15 protein-coding genes are annotated in these 15468 nt (G+C 64.9%); 2 read left to right on the top strand and 13 right to left on the bottom strand.

Going from position 1 to position 15468, the window contains the following annotated elements:
- Positions 1 to 120: 120 nt before the first annotated feature.
- The 4 genes from ACEOAC_RS23355 to tyrS form a co-directional block, all read right to left on the bottom strand.
- Positions 121 to 765, bottom strand: coding sequence for a histidine phosphatase family protein (locus ACEOAC_RS23355; RefSeq protein ID WP_413444840.1), 645 nt, complete (start codon positions 763 to 765; stop codon positions 121 to 123).
- An 8-nt stretch (positions 766 to 773) separates the two neighbouring features.
- Positions 774 to 1421: a YbhB/YbcL family Raf kinase inhibitor-like protein gene (locus tag ACEOAC_RS23360; RefSeq protein WP_413444841.1), complete on the bottom strand. Its 648-nt coding sequence runs from the start codon at positions 1419 to 1421 to the stop codon at positions 774 to 776.
- A gap of 85 nt (positions 1422 to 1506) precedes the next feature.
- A complete protein-coding gene (gene dtd, locus ACEOAC_RS23365) occupies positions 1507 to 1971 on the bottom strand; it encodes a D-aminoacyl-tRNA deacylase (RefSeq protein WP_006463623.1) in 465 nt (154 codons plus the stop codon).
- Positions 1972 to 1983: 12 nt separating this feature from the next.
- On the bottom strand, positions 1984 to 3243 hold the full coding sequence (gene tyrS / locus ACEOAC_RS23370; protein ID WP_413444842.1) for a tyrosine--tRNA ligase: 1260 nt from the start codon (positions 3241 to 3243) through the stop codon (positions 1984 to 1986).
- A 246-nt stretch (positions 3244 to 3489) separates the two neighbouring features.
- Between tyrS and ACEOAC_RS23375 the strand changes: the two genes are divergently transcribed.
- Both ACEOAC_RS23375 and ACEOAC_RS23380 read left to right on the top strand, forming a co-directional pair.
- Positions 3490 to 4887 carry a M23 family metallopeptidase gene (locus tag ACEOAC_RS23375; protein ID WP_241812476.1) on the top strand — a complete coding sequence of 466 codons (1398 nt, stop codon included), beginning with the start codon at positions 3490 to 3492 and terminating at the stop codon, positions 4885 to 4887.
- A 92-nt stretch (positions 4888 to 4979) separates the two neighbouring features.
- Complete coding sequence (locus ACEOAC_RS23380) at positions 4980 to 6122, top strand: anhydro-N-acetylmuramic acid kinase (RefSeq protein ID WP_413628603.1); 1143 nt, start codon at positions 4980 to 4982, stop codon at positions 6120 to 6122.
- A 192-nt stretch (positions 6123 to 6314) separates the two neighbouring features.
- On the opposite strand, the gene ACEOAC_RS23385 is transcribed toward ACEOAC_RS23380, so the two are convergent.
- The 9 genes from ACEOAC_RS23385 to mpl form a co-directional block, all read right to left on the bottom strand.
- On the bottom strand, positions 6315 to 6782 hold the full coding sequence (locus tag ACEOAC_RS23385) for a glycine zipper 2TM domain-containing protein (RefSeq protein ID WP_077235761.1): 468 nt from the start codon (positions 6780 to 6782) through the stop codon (positions 6315 to 6317).
- Positions 6783 to 6920: 138 nt separating this feature from the next.
- A complete protein-coding gene (gene corA, locus ACEOAC_RS23390; protein ID WP_006463618.1) occupies positions 6921 to 7886 on the bottom strand; it encodes a magnesium/cobalt transporter CorA in 966 nt (321 codons plus the stop codon).
- Between the two features lie 201 nt (positions 7887 to 8087).
- On the bottom strand, positions 8088 to 8795 hold the full coding sequence (gene mtgA / locus ACEOAC_RS23395; protein WP_006463617.1) for a monofunctional biosynthetic peptidoglycan transglycosylase: 708 nt from the start codon (positions 8793 to 8795) through the stop codon (positions 8088 to 8090).
- A gap of 87 nt (positions 8796 to 8882) precedes the next feature.
- On the bottom strand, positions 8883 to 9698 hold the full coding sequence (aroE, locus tag ACEOAC_RS23400; protein WP_413445058.1) for a shikimate dehydrogenase: 816 nt from the start codon (positions 9696 to 9698) through the stop codon (positions 8883 to 8885).
- Between the two features lie 91 nt (positions 9699 to 9789).
- Complete coding sequence (locus ACEOAC_RS23405) at positions 9790 to 10671, bottom strand: TonB C-terminal domain-containing protein (RefSeq protein ID WP_182993591.1); 882 nt, start codon at positions 10669 to 10671, stop codon at positions 9790 to 9792.
- Between the two features lie 55 nt (positions 10672 to 10726).
- The gene (locus ACEOAC_RS23410) at positions 10727 to 12820 is read right to left on the bottom strand and encodes a ribonuclease catalytic domain-containing protein (RefSeq protein WP_413445057.1); all 2094 of its coding nucleotides are present in this window, start codon (positions 12818 to 12820) and stop codon (positions 10727 to 10729) included.
- Between the two features lie 16 nt (positions 12821 to 12836).
- Complete coding sequence (locus tag ACEOAC_RS23415; protein ID WP_182993590.1) at positions 12837 to 13442, bottom strand: chorismate--pyruvate lyase family protein; 606 nt, start codon at positions 13440 to 13442, stop codon at positions 12837 to 12839.
- Complete coding sequence (locus ACEOAC_RS23420) at positions 13442 to 14032, bottom strand: YqiA/YcfP family alpha/beta fold hydrolase (RefSeq protein ID WP_413628604.1); 591 nt, start codon at positions 14030 to 14032, stop codon at positions 13442 to 13444. The genes ACEOAC_RS23415 and ACEOAC_RS23420 overlap by 1 nt, the downstream gene beginning before the upstream one ends.
- Entirely contained in the window at positions 14029 to 15411 is a 1383-nt protein-coding gene (gene mpl / locus ACEOAC_RS23425; protein WP_413628605.1) for a UDP-N-acetylmuramate:L-alanyl-gamma-D-glutamyl-meso-diaminopimelate ligase, read from the bottom strand. The genes ACEOAC_RS23420 and mpl overlap by 4 nt, the downstream gene beginning before the upstream one ends.
- Positions 15412 to 15468: the final 57 nt, after the last annotated feature.

Below are 15468 nucleotides of genomic sequence, written 5' to 3' on the forward strand. Positions count from 1 at the left end.
AGAATCGGGCGCGGTTACATCTTTGGGGCTGATTATTTATTGGGCAAAATCAATTGTTGGCAGTATGCCAATCCTGATTGCCATCCTGCAAGAATCCGGGCCGCGGCCCGGCGTGCTGATTCAGCGGTCGACCTCGTCCAGCGTCTCGCGCTGGAGGTGACCGATCTCGCCCCAGGAACGGATATGGGCGCGTTGGCCATCCCAGTGCAGGCGGTTGACGCTGGCGTTGAAGATGTCGAAGTTGCGCGGCTGGGCGAAGGAGCTCTGGCTGGCCCAGTGATGGATGCACTCCAGCACGCCGCCATGGGTGACGATGGCCACCTTGCGGTACGGGCCCGAGGCCAATACCCGCTGCACCGCTGCGACCGAGCGCTCGTAGAACTCGCGCATGGTCTCGGCGATACGCTCGCCGGCCGGGTAGCGGAAGTCCGGCTCGCGGGCTTTCCACTGCCGATAGGCCTCGGGATAGCGCGCCTCGATCTCCACATGGCGCAGACCTTCGAAGGCGCCATAGCAGCGCTCGCGCAAGCCGGTATCGATGGCCACCTGCCGTCCGCTGGCATGGGCCACCGCCTGCGCGGTGTCGCGAGCGCGCTGCAGGTCGCTGGCGAAGATGGCATCGATGCCCTCCTCGGCCAGCAGCTCGCCCAGTGCCAGGACCTGGCGCTGGCCGGCCTGGTTGAGCGGAATGTCGATATGCCCTTGCAGGCGCTTGTCCACGTTCCAGTCGGTTTCGCCGTGGCGGATCAGCAGGATGTCGGTCATGCGGGTTTTCAGGTGCGCGGTACGGCGCTGGGGTTGAGGGTGTACAGGCCGGTGAGGGAGGCCTGCGCCAGGACATGGTCGCGCAGCGCCGTCACCACCACCGAACCTTCGAGGTTGCCGGCCACCGGCAGCTGTTCCACGTCCAGTGCATAGAGGGTGAAGATGTAGCGGTGCACCAGCGCATCGTTCCATGGCGGGCAGGGGCCGTCGTAGCCGAAGTAGTCGCCGCGCATGTCGCCGTCGCCGGCGAACCAGCCGGTGTAGTCGTTGATGCCCTGGCGCGCACCGGGCATGACGTCGCCCAGCACCGCCGGGCCCGGCTTGCCGCGTGCGGTCACGCCGTTGCTGAACTGGCCGGCCTTGATCTGGCTGACACTGGCCGGAATGTCCACCAGGGTCCAGTGATAGAAATCCACCCGCGGCAGTTCCAGCGGCACGGTCTTGCCTTCCTGGTTGACGTCGTCGCCACGGGAAGGCACGTCAGGGTCATGCACCACCAGCGCCAGCGACCTGGTACCGGCCGGCAGATCGCTCCAGGCGAAGTGCGGGTTCCGGTTGGCCGACAGGGCGACGTGGGTCTTGGGGTCCATCACCGCGAAGGCGAACTCGCCGGGGATGTTGCTACCGTCCTTGAAAGAATCGCTCCAGAATTTCATATCACCTCCTAAAGTAAGGCCACATTCAACACGCTTTGCAAATTCATTTGGGGACGTCCGGCCCGGCTTCAAGCCGGACCGAGGTTCATGACACCAAAGCCTGAGGCTTCACCTGCAGCCAGAAAGTGACCGGCCCGTCGTTGGTCAGCGACACTTTCATGTCGGCGCCAAAACGGCCGGTGCCGACCTTTTCCTGTCCATGCTGCACCCGCGCCTGCGCCACGAAGTGCTCAAACAGCTGCCGCCCCAGTTCGGGCGCGGCCGCTGGCGTGAAGGAGGGGCGTGTACCGGAATTGGTATCAGCGGCCAACGTGAACTGCGGGATCAACAACAGGCCGCCTTGCACGTCGACAACACTGCGATTCATCTTGCCTGCCTCGTCGCTGAAGACGCGATAGGCCAGCAGCTTCTTGAGCAGGGCATCGGCCTGGGCCACGCCATCATGGCGTTCGGCGCAGACCAATACCATCAGGCCGGGGCCGATGGCACCCAGCGTCTGGCCATCCACCACCACGGCAGCCTGGCTGACCCGCTGCAACAGGGCAATCATGCGCGCACCAGCTTACGCCAGGGTGACGCGGGCAAACTTGCGCTTGCCGACCTGCACCACGCACTGGCCGGCCTCGACCTTCAAACCCTTGTCGCTGATGACAGTACCGTCGATACGCACGCCGCCCTGCTCCACCATGCGCAGTGCTTCCGAGGTGGAGGCACAGAGGTTGGCCTGCTTGAGCAACTGACCGATGCCCAGCGGCGCGCCCGACAGCGAAACCTCGGGGATGTCGTCCGGGATACCGCCCTTGGAGCGGTTGACGAAATCGGCCAGCGCGTCTTCGGCAGCCTGCTGCGAGTGGAAGCGGGCCACGATCTCCTGGGCCAGGGCAACCTTGATATCGCGCGGATTGCGGCCCCCCTCGACCTCGGCCTTGAAGGCGGCGATCTCGGCGATGGCGCGGAACGACAGCAGGTCGTAGTAGCGCCACATCATCACGTCGGAAATGCTCATCACCTTGGCGAACATGGTGTTGGCCGGCTCGGTGATGCCGATATAGTTGCCCTTGGACTTGGACATCTTTTCCACGCCGTCCAGGCCTTCCAGCAGCGGCATGGTCAGGATGCACTGCGGCTCCTGGCCAAAGTCCTTCTGCAGTTCGCGGCCCACCAGCAGGTTGAATTTCTGGTCGGTGCCGCCCAGTTCCAGGTCGGACTTCAGGGCCACCGAGTCATAGCCCTGCATCAGCGGGTAGAGGAATTCATGCACCGAGATCGGCGTGCCTTCCTTGAAGCGCTTGGTGAAGTCGTCGCGCTCCATCATGCGCGCCACGGTGTAGCGCGAGGCCAGCTGGATCATGCCGCGACTACCCAGGGCATCGCACCATTCGGAGTTGTAGCGGATTTCGGTCTTGCTGGCATCCAGCACCAGGCTGGCCTGGGCGAAATAGGTCTTGGCGTTGATCTCGATCTGTTCGCGCGACAGCGGCGGACGGGTGGCATTGCGGCCGGACGGGTCGCCGATCATCGAGGTGAAGTCGCCGATCAGGAAGATCACCTGATGCCCCAGGTTCTGCAACTGGCGCATCTTGTTCAGGACCACCGTATGGCCCAGGTGCAGGTCAGGGGCGGTCGGGTCCAGTCCCAGCTTGATGCGCAGCGGCTGGCCGCTCTGCTCGGCACGCGCCAGCTTCTGCGCGAATTCGCTTTCGATGAGCAGCTCATCGATACCGCGTTTGGTGATGGCCAGCGCCTCCTGGACCTTGTCGGAGAGGGGCAGTTTGGAGGGGGCGGCAGAGGGCGCGGAAGGGGTGGACTGGTCGGCGTTCATCGATATAACTAAAAAATTGGCATTTGTAGGACAAGACCGCTAAAGCGTGTTGCTATAATTCCGACTTTCGTTTTTCTGCTGGGCGCCAGGACGCCGCCTCAGAAGCTCATCAGCAGGAACAATATTCACACCCGTGCGTATGAAGAATTACGCGGGCGCAACACGGCGGGGGGACAGGAAACGCCGCATTGCAGCCGTACCCGCCATCCGCCACGGAAACGTCAGATTTTAACGTATTCGTATTGCATGTTCCCACAAGATAAACTCAAGCACCTCTCGTCCCTGTGCTTCACCGCGTTGCGATCCTGCCACCACAAAGTCGCCGCCTCCTCGCCCAAGACCCGCATCGTCGGCGCCAGCGCCCTGTTCCTGGCGGCCTTTACCATCGGCGCCGCCGGCTTCGCACCGGCCGAGCCCGACCTGAAGGACGCCCCGGTCAACCCGATTTCCAAGGAACTGGCCCTGCCCGACCTGCAACAGCAGATCAGCGCCCTGGAAGAGCGTTCGCAGTATTACGTGAACGAAGAGAAGGTACGCAGCGGCGACACCCTGGCCACCCTGCTCAACCGCCTGGGCGTGGATGACGACGAGGCCACGGCCTTCATCAAGTCCGATACCCTGGCGCGCACGGTGATGCAGTTGCGCGCCGGCAAGCGTGTGGTGGCCCAGACCGACGACAATGGCGAACTGGTCAAGCTGTCGGCCACCCTCGACGACGGCAGCGACACCCCGAAGAACCTGGTCATCTCGCGCGAGGATGGCAAGCTGACCGCCCAGGCCCAGCCGGCCGTGCTGGAGCGGCGCGTGGAAATGCGCGCCGGCACCATCTTCTCCTCGCTGTTCGCGGCCACCGATGCGGCCCAGATCCCGGACGCCATCGCCATGCAGCTGGTGGACATGTTCGCCACCAACATCAACTTCGCTTCCGACCTGCGTCGCGGCGACCGCTTCAACGTGGTCTACGAGACCTATTACCAGAACGGTGACCTGGTGCGTACCGGTCGCGTGCTGGCCGGCGAATTCGACAATGCCGGCAACCGTTACCAGGCGGTGTGGTTCAGCGACCCGGCCAGCAAGATCGGCGGTGGCGGCTACTACGCCTTCGACGGCAAGTCGCTCAAGAAGGCCTTCCTGAAGTCGCCGCTGGCCTTCACCCGTATCTCTTCCGGCTTCTCGATGCGCCTGCACCCCATCCTGGGCCAGTGGAAACAGCACACCGGCGTGGACTTCGCGGCACCGACCGGCACCCCGATCCATGCGGCGGCCGATGGCGTGGTCGACTTCGTGGGTCAGCAGAATGGCTATGGCAACATCGTCGTCATCAAGCACTGGAGTGGCTACTCCACCGCCTACGGCCACATGAGCCGTTTCGCGCCCAACATCAAGAAGGGCATGAAGGTCAGCCAGAACGACGTGATCGGTTTCGTCGGAATGACCGGCTGGGCGACCGGCCCGCACCTGCACTACGAGTTCCGCGTCAACAACCAGCCGCGCAACCCGCTGTCGGTGGAAGTGCCCAATGTCCAGGCACTGACCGGCCCCCAGATGCAGCGCTTCCGCGCCGTGGCCGACGAGATGCAGCACCGCATGGCCATGCTGCGTGTACCGGGCGCGCCGGATGTGAAACTGGCTTCCATCAAGTAATTCCGGCCGGCATCGTTCCTGCCGGCATGAGCTACGAAGGGCGGTCGCTGTAGAATCAGCGACCGCCCTTTTCTTTTTCCTGCGCCCCTGCCATGAGTTCTTCTTCGTCCCCGTCGTCTTCCCGGCCCCCTTCCCTCTACATCGGCCTCATGTCCGGCACCAGCCTCGATGGCGTCGATGGCGTGCTGGCCGACTTCGACGGCCAGGCCATTTCGGCCACGCTGGCAGCGGCCTACGTCCCCTTCCCCGACCATCTGCGCGCCGACCTGATGGCGCTGCAGGCGGCCGGTCCCAACGAGATCGAACGCGAAGCCATGGCCGCCAATGCGCTGGCGGTACATTACGCCGACTGCGTGGCGCAACTGCTGCTGCAGTCGGGCAAGTCGGCGGCCGACCTGCGCATGGTGGGGGTACACGGACAGACCATCCGCCATCGCCCGGAACTGGGCTTCACCCGCCAGACCAACAACCCGGCGCTGCTGGCGGAGTTGACCGGCATCGACGTGGTGGCCGACTTCCGCAGCCGGGACGTGGCCGCCGGCGGCCAGGGTGCGCCGCTGGTACCGGCCTTCCACCGGGCCATCTTCGGCGATGCGTCGCAATCGCGGGTGGTGGTCAATATCGGTGGCATCGCCAATGTCAGCATCCTGCCGGCCGGTGAAGAAGGGGCCTATGGCTTCGATACCGGCCCCGGCAATGCGCTCATGGATGGCTGGATACAGCTGCACCTGCAGCGCAGCTACGACGCCAACGGCGACTGGGGCGCCAGTGGTCAGATACACGCCGACCTGCTGGCGCAACTGCGTGACGAAGCCTTCTTCCGCGCCGCGCCGCCCAAGAGCTCGGGACGTGACCTGTTCCACCTGGACTGGCTGCAGGCAGCCCTGCAGCGCAGTGGGCAAACCATCCCGGCACCCGACGTGCAGGCCACACTGACCATGCTCACCGCCAGCACGATCGCCGATGCCATCGTGGCCCATGCGCCTGATGCGGGCCAGGTCTATGTCTGCGGTGGGGGGGCTGAAAATGCGCTGCTGATGCGACTGCTGCGTCAGCAGTTGCAGGGGCGCGCCGAGGTGCAATCGACGGCCGTGCTGGGTGTGGCGCCCCAACGGGTGGAAGCGCTGGCCTTCGCCTGGCTGGCGCGCCGCTTCGACCTGCGCCTGCCGGGCAACCTGCCGGCGGTGACCGGAGCGCGTGGCCTGCGGGTGCTGGGCGCGCTCTATCCGGCCTGAGCTGCCTGATCTACCGGACCAATCCCCCTCTGGTCACCCACAAGAAAAAGGCCGTCCTGCCTAAGCCGGACGGCCTGAACTTTTGCGCTGGATGACCGGTTTCACCCGACCACCCGGCGCCCTCAAGAACCATTGAAAACTATTGCACTGACGCTGGTGCTGCTCATTTCTGCATCAAACTATCAGCTGCGATCAGTAGCGCGAGATACGACCGTTATCCAGACGCACGCGGTCACCGACGCGGAAGTCGGTATTGTCTTCCTGTGCAAAAGTCTGCAAGGAGCCATCGCTCATGCGCACACGGATGTTGTAGACCTGGTGGCCAGCCGAATTGTTACGCTGCACCTGGTTGCCGGCGTAGGCACCACCGGCGGCGCCTGCCACGGTGGCCAGTACACGGCCGGTACCGCCGCCGACTGCGTTACCGAGCAGGCCGCCAGCCACGCCGCCGACCACTGCACCGGCAACACCGTTGCTTTCCTTGTGGGTGACTTCGATGGCCTCGACCACGCCGGTACCGGAATAGGAGGCAACGCGATCATAGTTCTGCGACTGCGGGGCCGCGCCGTAGGGTTGCTGCGGGCTGGCGCAACCGATCAGCAGGCCGGCGAAGCTGGCGCTGACGATGGCCAGCGAAATGTAATGGTGGCGAGTGGACATGGGGCTCTCCTGATCTGGCGATATACGATGGATGCAGTGTGCCGCGCCGGCAGCGCGCACGGCATCGGAGAAGCCCGGGAAACGGTGTCAGAGAAATGAGGACGTCGCCGTCAGCAGACAGGCCTCAACGGATAGGACTCAGTTGAGCCAGCCGCGCCGACGGAAGTACCAGAACGGCGCAATGGCCGAACCGATCATCATCAGGATCGCCAGCGGATAGCCGATGGGCCAGTCCAGTTCCGGCATGAGCTTGAAGTTCATGCCGTAGATGCTGGCAATCAGGGTCGGTGGCAGGAAGGCTACCGACGCCACCGAGAAGATCTTGATGATCTTGTTCTGGTTGATGTTGATGAAGCCGACGGTGGCGTCCATCAGGAAGTTGATCTTGTCGAACAGGAAGGCGGTGTGGCCGTCCAGCGATTCGATGTCGCGCAGGATCTGGCGGGCATCCTCGAACTGCTCCGAACTCAGGAGCCGCCCGCGCATCAGGAAGCTGACCGCACGGCGTGTATCCATCATGTTGCGACGGATACGCCCGTTCAAGTCTTCTTCGTGGGCGATGGTGTTCAGTACGTCGGCGGCATCCTGGTCGGACAGGCTCTTCTTGAGCACGCTGGTGCTCACCGCCTCCAGCTTCTGGTAGATGCCTTCCAGGGCATCGGCGGAATATTCTGCATCGGTCTCGTAGAGGTCCAGCAGCACGTCGCGATAGTCGCCGATCGAGCCAGGCCGCGAACGGGCGCGCATGCGCACCAGGCGGAACACCGGCAGGTCTTCGGCATGCACCGAGAAGAGGATGTTGCGGGCCAGGATGAAGGCCACCGTCATGGTGGAAGAGGAATCGTCATCCCCTTCGAACAGGAAGTCGGTGCGCAGGTGCAGGTCGCCGTTCTCGGCTTCGAAGTAACGGGCCGAGGCTTCGATGTCGCTGAATTCATCCTCGTCCGGCAGGGTGACGCCATAGATGCTCTTGACCCAGGCGCGCTCCTCGTCGTTCGGCTCGGTCAGGTCCACCCAGACCGGCGCCGCCTGTTCCAGGTCGGTACGGCTGTCGATGTTGACCTGGCTCAGTCGTCCGTTTTGCAACACGAATACATTGATCATGGGCTCTCGCTGGATGGAACGCGGGTGGGAGTGCGGCGACCCGCTGCCGCCGGTGCAGGCCGGCGCGACCTCAGGCGCGAAACGTGCGCAAGTGTACGTTCAACCCCGGCGGCAGGCAAGCACGACACGGGGCCTGTTGTCAGGCCCGTGCTGGCAGCCTGACGTCATACGCCGGTCATGCGCACGCGGCAAGAAAATCGCTCACTTATGGGTCGGCGGCAGCGTGGCGGCGTTCATGCGGCGCAGGATCAGCCCGGTACGGGCCGCCAGATAGGCCGAGCCGCGATTGCGGTCGTAGTAGCGCGGACGCGGCAGCATCACCGCCAGGCGCGCTGCCTGCTCCGCACCCAGGCCGGCGGCCGTGGTGCGGTAATAGTGCTGGGCGGCGGCCTCGGCGCCGAATACGCCGTTGCCCCACTCCACCACGTTGAGATAGATCTCGAAGATGCGCTGCTTGTCCAGCAGGAATTCCAGCATGTAGGTGATGATGAATTCCTGGCCCTTGCGCAGGTAGCTGCGCTCGCCGGAGAGGAACAGGTTCTTGGCCAGCTGCTGGGTGATGGTAGAGCCGCCGGCGACCACCTTGCCCTTTTTCTCGTTCTTTTCGTAGGCCTTTTGCAGGGCTTCCCAGTCGATGCCGTCATGCTCGGAGAAATTGGAATCCTCGGAGGCGATGATGGCGCGCTTGAGATTGTTGGAAATGCGCGCATACGGCGTCCAGCGGAATTGCAGCTGCGCGTTGGGATCCTTCTCGCGCAGCAATGACAATTGCTGACGCATGAAGCTGGTGGACTCGGGGTTATGGTCCTTCCACCACCAGATCTGGACGAAGAAATACGCCTGCAACAGCAGCACCAGTGCGATGGGCAGGACGATGATCCAGAAGAGCAGCTTGCGTAGCGATTTCATGTGCCGGTTCTTGTTCTGTGGTTCTCGGGTGTCACGATGTGCAGATTCTCACGCGTGCCGGCCGGGCCGACCCTGGGCGCAGGCCCCTCATTGCGCCAGTTGCGCGCGCAGGCTGGCGAATACCTCGGCAGTGGCCGGACGCACCCCGCGCCAAAGGTGGAAGGCTTCGGCCGCCTGCTCCACCAGCATGCCCAGGCCATCGCGCACGCAGGCGCCGTGCTGCTGGGCGCTCTGCAGGAAGATCGTGGGCTGGCGGCCATACATCATGTCGTAGGCCAGGGTGTCGCTGCCGTAGACCGACACCGGCAGCGGCGGCAGGTCGTCGGTGAGGCTGGCCGAAGTGGCATTGACGATGACATCGAATACCCCGTCCAGTTCGGCATAGGCGGCGCTCCTGACCGGGCCGTGCGAGGCGAACTGCGCAGCCAGCTCGGCCGCCTTGGACTGGGTGCGGTTGACGATCACCAGTTCAGCCGGCTTTTGCTGCAGCAGCGGCAGCAGTGCCCCGCGCGAGGCACCGCCAGCCCCCAGCAGGAGCACGCGACGCCCCGCCAGCGCCTGGCCGGCATTGACCACGATGTCAGTCACCAGGCCGGCACCATCGGTGTTGTCGCCCAGGATGCGGCCGTCTTCGAACTTGAGGGTATTGACCGCGCCGGCCAGGCGGGCGCGCTCGGTCAGCTGGTCGGCCAGGGCATGGGCCTCCAGCTTGAAGGGGACGGTGACATTGGCACCGCGTCCGCCACGCCGCTGGAATACCTGTACCGCCGCCTTGAAGCCATGCAGTGGCGCCAGCAGGCGATCGTAGTGCAGTTGCTGGCCGGTCTGGGCGGCAAACTGTGCGTGGATCTCGGGTGATTTGCTGTGGGCAATGGGATTGCCGATGACGACGTATTCATCCATGGTGGTCCGCCTGCTCCCTTGTTCTCTGTTTTCGTTGAATGATCCGCCAGCGCTCCTGCCCCGCGCCGCTGACCCTCAGTGCGTCAGCCTCTCAGCCGGCCCCCAGTTCGGCCTGCACACCCTGGTCCCGCGTGAAGCGGAAGCGGGTGATGATTTCCCACACATCGTCCTTGCCGCTGGTGCGCATGTTCTCCGGGAAGCGGCCGAACGGCGCCGAGCGGCGCACGATGGCCACTGCCGCCTGGTCCAGTGCGGCATTGCCGGAACTGGACCTGACCACCACGCCGCCATCGCGTTCATAGATGGTGCCGTCCTGGAAGACCGGGATGACGATCAGCAGTTCACCATAGAGCTTCTTGCCGTCCCGGGTCGGGAAGTTCAGGGTACCGATCTTTTCTATCTTGTCCTGCAGCGTCTTGTAGTACTGGGCATAGCCGACTTCACGGGTGCTGGGCGTGATCTGGGTCTTCTTCGGGCGCTTGTTGTATTGCTCGATGTTCTTTGCGACCTCGGCTTCCATGCGCGCCATGGCCTTGGCCGTCTCGGTCATGTCGTGCGCGTTGGGCTGCGGCGTCTCGACCGGCTTGACCTGGTCGGCGCTGGTCACATGCTGCTGTGCCGCCTGCAGCTGCGCGAGCATCTTGCGCTGCTGCTGTTCCAGTTCGACCACCTTGCGTTGCGCGGCCTTGACGCTGTCGCCGCTCTCGACCCGCTGCATGTCCGGCAGCGGTGACTTGGCGCGGCCGTCCTCGGCATTGCCGCCCCCATCCAGGTTGGCCTGCGCCAGGGCCTGGGCGTTGACCGGCTTCTTGTCGTGCTTGGCGTTGACCAGGATGACTTCCAGTTCCGGGTCGGACGGCTTGAAGCGGAAGGCATCGGGCGCGGCGAAGTGTACGGCCAGCAGCAGGCCGTGCACCAGCAGCGAGAGACCGAGCGCCACGCTGAGCAGGCGATGTTGAGCAAACAGGTTCACGGCAGGCAGGCAAAAGCGACGATAGGGACAGCGGCAATTCTACGCCAGCACCGCCTCATTGCGCCGCTGCGGCGGGCGGGTTTTCGCCATCGGCCGCTGCTTCCGTTTCAGCGGCAGCGCCGGGTTCCCCCTCGCCGGCGTCGGTCGCTTCGTCGCTGGAGGCATCCTCCTCGCTGCCCAGCGCAGCCATGCCCTCCAGCAACTCGTCGTCGTCCTCACCCAGATCGGTGGCCAGGGCCTGGGCCGCCGCGGCCGGCACTTCCAGCAGGCGTGCTTCCACGCTGAGATCGACCTCGTCCCAGCGCAGCAGGTCGAGCTTGACCTGCAGGCCGCGCGCCAGTTGCGGCAGGCCTGGCATGCGCAACACCAGCGGGATATCGACCAGGCGCAGGATTTCGTCCTTCAGCACCACCGCTTCCACGGTGCGGGCATTTTCCTGGGCCAACCAACGCAGGCACCAGTAGCGCTCCATGGTGGACTGGAAGTCGGCATAGCCGGAATAGGCCGCGTCGAAACCGGAGACGATGGCGAACAGGTCGGCGTCACGCGGCTTGAAGGGCGCCACCAGCGGTGCGGTCACGCCATGCTCGATGCAGGCCAGGATCTGCCACTGGTTGACCAGGTCGGTATAGCGACGCAGGGGCGAGGTGCTCCAGGCGTACTGGTCCACGCCCAGGCCCTGGTGGGGAGCGGCATGGGTGACCATGCGCACCTGCATCTTGGCGGCCCAGCCGCCGGCACCACCGCCCTGGGCGCGATAGATGCCCGGCACGCCGTGGTCGGCCATGAGCTTGCCCCAGGTGCTGTTGGCGAAGATCATCAGTTCGGCCACGATCTTGTCCAGCGGCGCGCCACGACGGCGACGGACAATGCTGACCACGTCGTTCTCGACGTAGAAGTTGAAGTCCACGCGGTTGTTCTGTTCCGGCCGCAGGCCGAAGGCCTCGCGCTTGGCCATGCGGCCCTGCTCCAGCAATTGCACCCATTGCCAGAGCAGCGCGATCTCGTCCTTGTGCGGATAGTCGCCGCGATTCTCGGCCAGGGCTTCCTCGGTGACCAGGTCATCGAGGTCGTTGTGGCGCAGGTTGGCGGCAATCGGCACCAGTTCGGCGCGGGTTTCGGTGGCCAGCACTTCCCAGCTGGCCGGGTCCAGCGTGGCATACAGCGACAGCGCCGGGCGGGCGGCGCCGGCATCCAGGGTGTAGGTAGCCACCAGATCGTCGGGCAGCATGGTGATCTTTTCGCCCGGCATGTAGACGGTGGACATGCGCGCGCGCGCCATCGCATCGATGGCGTCGCCACGCTTGATGGCCAGGCCCGGTGCGGCGATGTGGATGCCCACGCGCAGCTTGCCGTCGGCCAGTCGGGTCACCGACAGCGCATCGTCGATTTCGGTGGTGGTGACGTCATCGATGGAGAAGGCCTGCACATCGGCGGTGGGCAGGTCTGTGGTCGGCGCGGGGATGTCGATGGCCGGGAAGCCCGTGCCACGCGGGAAGAACTCATGAAGGAAGCGCGCATAGTGCAGGTCCTTGGGCGAGGCCACGCCGCCGGCGGCCAGCATCAGGCGCTGCGGGGTGGTCTGCAGTTCCTTGGCGGCGGCGTCCAGGGCCTTGTATTCGATGCCGTTCTTGTCCGGCTTGAAGAGCAATTGCAGGGCGATAGGACGGAAGGCCTCGGGCAGCTTGTGGGCCTTGAGTTCTTCCACATAGGCGGCCTGGGCCAGCAGTTGCTGCTTCTTCTTTTCCAGGCCGGCCAGGGCGGCCTGCAGCGAGGCTTGCGGGGCCGCCTTGTAGCGGCCGCGACCCTTCTTGTAGAAGTAGATCGGCGCGTGATGCAGGCACAGCAGGAGACCCGCGGCTTCCGGTGGCAGGGGCGCGTGGCCGAAGTATTCGGCCGCCAGTTCGGTGAAGCCGAACTCTTCCTCGCCGGCCACTTCCCACAGGAAGTCCAGGTCGACCTCGGCGGCGATGGCCTGCGCCTGCTCCAGCAATTCCTGCGGTGCAGGAGAGGCGAACTGCAGCAGCGCGTCGCGCGACTTGACCTTGGTGCGCTTGCCGGAGGCCATCTCGACCTGGTAGGACTCGCCCTGCTGGGTCATGATGGAGCCGGCCTTGAAGTCGCCGGATTCTTCGAACAGTAAATTCATCTGCTTCTATCGCTTCTCAATCTGGTACATGGGCCGGCACCGGACGCATCAGCGCCTCCAGTGCCGGCAGGAAAACATCGGTGACCATCAATATCCCGCCGCGCCGCGTAAACAGGGAGCGGCGTGCCAGCAGGGTGGTCGGTAGCGGGGTCTGCGGCAGGGCCTGCGCGATGCGGCGCATCAGCGGGTGGCCGGACCTCAGGCGAGCATACTGGATGGGGCGGCGCCCGACCAGCGGATCAAAGAACAGGTTGGCGCCCAGCGGCGTATTGCCCAGCTTGCTGAAGAAAGGCCAGTCGGATTTCACCGAGCCGGTGGACAAGACGGTGTGACCAAACACCACCGGCCGGCCGTCGCAATGCAGGATCACGTCGCGCTCGACCACCCGGCTGCGCGCGGGCAAACCCAATGCCTCGTGCTCATCGGCCAGGATCACGGCGGGCCGCTGGCGCAACAGGCGCACGCTGAAGGCGTCGGTACGGGCCTTCAGTTTCAGGGTCATGGAACCGGGGTCGGCCAGCCAGGCGCGCACGCAGCGCATGCGCTGGCCCTCGGTGGCCAGCAGCGTTGCCAGCGCCTGCGGGTGCGCCATCCAGCGCGCCTTGCGCGGGACACATCGCATCAACGCAGCACCTTACCCGCAGGCGCGACACCGCAGAAAGCCAGCACTTCGTCCAGGTAGTCCACGAATTCGGCCATGCCGTGGTCGCTCCCCTGGATGACGATCTGACGCGCGCCCGGGTAATGGGCCACCATCTCGCGCCAGTCCAGCACTTCGTCGCCGGTGGCGGCCAGCAGCAGGTAGCGCTGCGGGCGGCTGATGGCCGGGACCACCAGCGAGCGCAGTTCGGCGATGTATTCGTGCTTGAATTCGAAGGGTTCGTCGGAGTGATACTGGGTGCTCACGCCAACATAGGATTCCAGGTCGCGTGGCGGCTTGACCGCCGGATTGAGCAGCACGGCGCGGCAACCGAGGTGTTCAGCCAGCCAGGTGGCATAGAAGCCGCCCAGCGAAGACCCGACGACAGTCAGCTGCGCCGGGTCGACACCGGCCACCAGCGCCCCGGCCAGAGCGATGGCTGCGGCGGGCGAAGCCGGCAGTTGCGGGCAGAGGTAGTCGTCCTGCAAGCCCAGCTCGGCCATGCGCTGCCCCATCACCCGCGCCTTGAAGGATTGCGGCGAGGAACGAAAACCGTGCAGATACAGGATCATGCCAGCGCGTCCAGCAGCTTCTGGTGGACGCCGCCGAAACCGCCGTTGCTCATCACCAGCACGTGGTCGCCCGGCTTTGCGGCAGCCTTGACGGCCTGCACCAGGGCATCGAGCTCATCGAAGGCGGCCGCCTTCTGGCCCAGCGGCGCCAGTGCCTCGGCCAGGTCCCAGCCCAGCGCGTCGCGTCCGGAGCGGGCACCGAAGCCGAACACCAGGTCGGCCTCGGCCCGGCTGCCGGGCAGGGCTTCCTTCATGGTGCCCAGCTTCATGGTGTTGGAACGGGGCTCCAGTACGGCCAGGATGCGGGCGTCGCCGACCTTCTTGCGCAGGCCGGCCACGGTGGTGGCGATGGCGGTCGGATGGTGGGCGAAATCGTCATAGACAGCCACGCCATTGGCGCTGCCGCGCAGTTCCATGCGCCGCTTGACGCTCTGGAAAGCCCCCAGCGCCTCGATGGCCTGGGCTGCGGGCACACCGACGTGGCGGGCGGCGGCGATGGCCGCCAGGGCGTTCATGCGGTTGTGCTCACCGGTCAGTTCCCAGACCACGGTGCCTTGCAGCTGGCCCTCGAAGAAGACATCGAAGCGCCCGTCCTCGTGGGTCTGCAGCGACCAGCCCGGCTGGTCCTGCGCCACGCCGAAGTCCTCGCGTTCGCTCCAGCAACCGCGTTCCACCACGCGCTGCAATGCCGGCTCGCGGCCATTGACGATGAGACGGCCGATGCCCGGCACGGTACGCACCAGATGATGGAATTGGGTCTCGATGGCAGCCAGATCGGGGAAGATGTCGGCGTGATCGTATTCCAGATTGTTCAGGATCGCGGTGCGGGTACGGTAATGGACGAACTTGCTGCGCTTGTCGAAGAAGGCGGTGTCGTACTCATCGGCTTCAATGACGAAGAAGGGCGAAGGTCCCCCCTGGCCGTCGCTGCCCAGGCGCGCCGAGATCCCGAAGTTCATCGGCACCCCGCCGATCAGGAAGCCCGGCTGGTAACCCGCATGCTCCAGCACCCAGGCCAGCATGGCCGAGGTGGTGGTCTTGCCGTGGGTGCCGGCCACCGAAAGGACCCATTTGTCCTGCAGGATGTTCTCGCCCATCCATTGCGGACCGGAGACATAGGGCAGGCCGCGATTGAGGATTTCTTCCATCAGCGCATTGCCGCGCGAGACCACGTTGCCGATGACGAACAGGTCCGGCTTCAACTCGACCTGGGACGGCTCGAAACCCTGGATCAGGGTGATGCCCTGGGCTTCCAGCTGGGTGCTCATCGGCGGATAGACATTGGCATCGCAGCCGGTCACGGTATGGCCGGCCTGCTTGGCCAGCACGGCCAGACCGCCCATGAAGGTGCCGCAGATGCCGAGGATATGTATGTGCATAGCGAATCTTGGGGTGTAATCCCGAGATTTTACCTGAGGCGGCGGGCCCCACCGCTA

It is taken from the genome of Herbaspirillum frisingense, assembly GCF_047325095.1.
Classification (GTDB): domain Bacteria; phylum Pseudomonadota; class Gammaproteobacteria; order Burkholderiales; family Burkholderiaceae_D; genus Herbaspirillum; species Herbaspirillum frisingense.

Coding starts and splice junctions, on each gene's coding strand:
- ACEOAC_RS23355 (WP_413444840.1), bottom strand. CDS start 765: ATGACCGACATCCTGCTGATCCGCCACGGCGAAACCGACTGGAACGTG.
- ACEOAC_RS23360 (WP_413444841.1), bottom strand. CDS start 1,421: ATGAAATTCTGGAGCGATTCTTTCAAGGACGGTAGCAACATCCCCGGC.
- dtd (WP_006463623.1), bottom strand. CDS start 1,971: ATGATTGCCCTGTTGCAGCGGGTCAGCCAGGCTGCCGTGGTGGTGGAT.
- tyrS (WP_413444842.1), bottom strand. CDS start 3,243: ATGAACGCCGACCAGTCCACCCCTTCCGCGCCCTCTGCCGCCCCCTCC.
- ACEOAC_RS23375 (WP_241812476.1), top strand. CDS start 3,490: ATGTTCCCACAAGATAAACTCAAGCACCTCTCGTCCCTGTGCTTCACC.
- ACEOAC_RS23380 (WP_413628603.1), top strand. CDS start 4,980: ATGAGTTCTTCTTCGTCCCCGTCGTCTTCCCGGCCCCCTTCCCTCTAC.
- ACEOAC_RS23385 (WP_077235761.1), bottom strand. CDS start 6,782: ATGTCCACTCGCCACCATTACATTTCGCTGGCCATCGTCAGCGCCAGC.
- corA (WP_006463618.1), bottom strand. CDS start 7,886: ATGATCAATGTATTCGTGTTGCAAAACGGACGACTGAGCCAGGTCAAC.
- mtgA (WP_006463617.1), bottom strand. CDS start 8,795: ATGAAATCGCTACGCAAGCTGCTCTTCTGGATCATCGTCCTGCCCATC.
- aroE (WP_413445058.1), bottom strand. CDS start 9,698: ATGGATGAATACGTCGTCATCGGCAATCCCATTGCCCACAGCAAATCA.
- ACEOAC_RS23410 (WP_413445057.1), bottom strand. CDS start 12,820: ATGAATTTACTGTTCGAAGAATCCGGCGACTTCAAGGCCGGCTCCATC.
- ACEOAC_RS23415 (WP_182993590.1), bottom strand. CDS start 13,442: ATGCGATGTGTCCCGCGCAAGGCGCGCTGGATGGCGCACCCGCAGGCG.
- ACEOAC_RS23420 (WP_413628604.1), bottom strand. CDS start 14,032: ATGATCCTGTATCTGCACGGTTTTCGTTCCTCGCCGCAATCCTTCAAG.
- mpl (WP_413628605.1), bottom strand. CDS start 15,411: ATGCACATACATATCCTCGGCATCTGCGGCACCTTCATGGGCGGTCTG.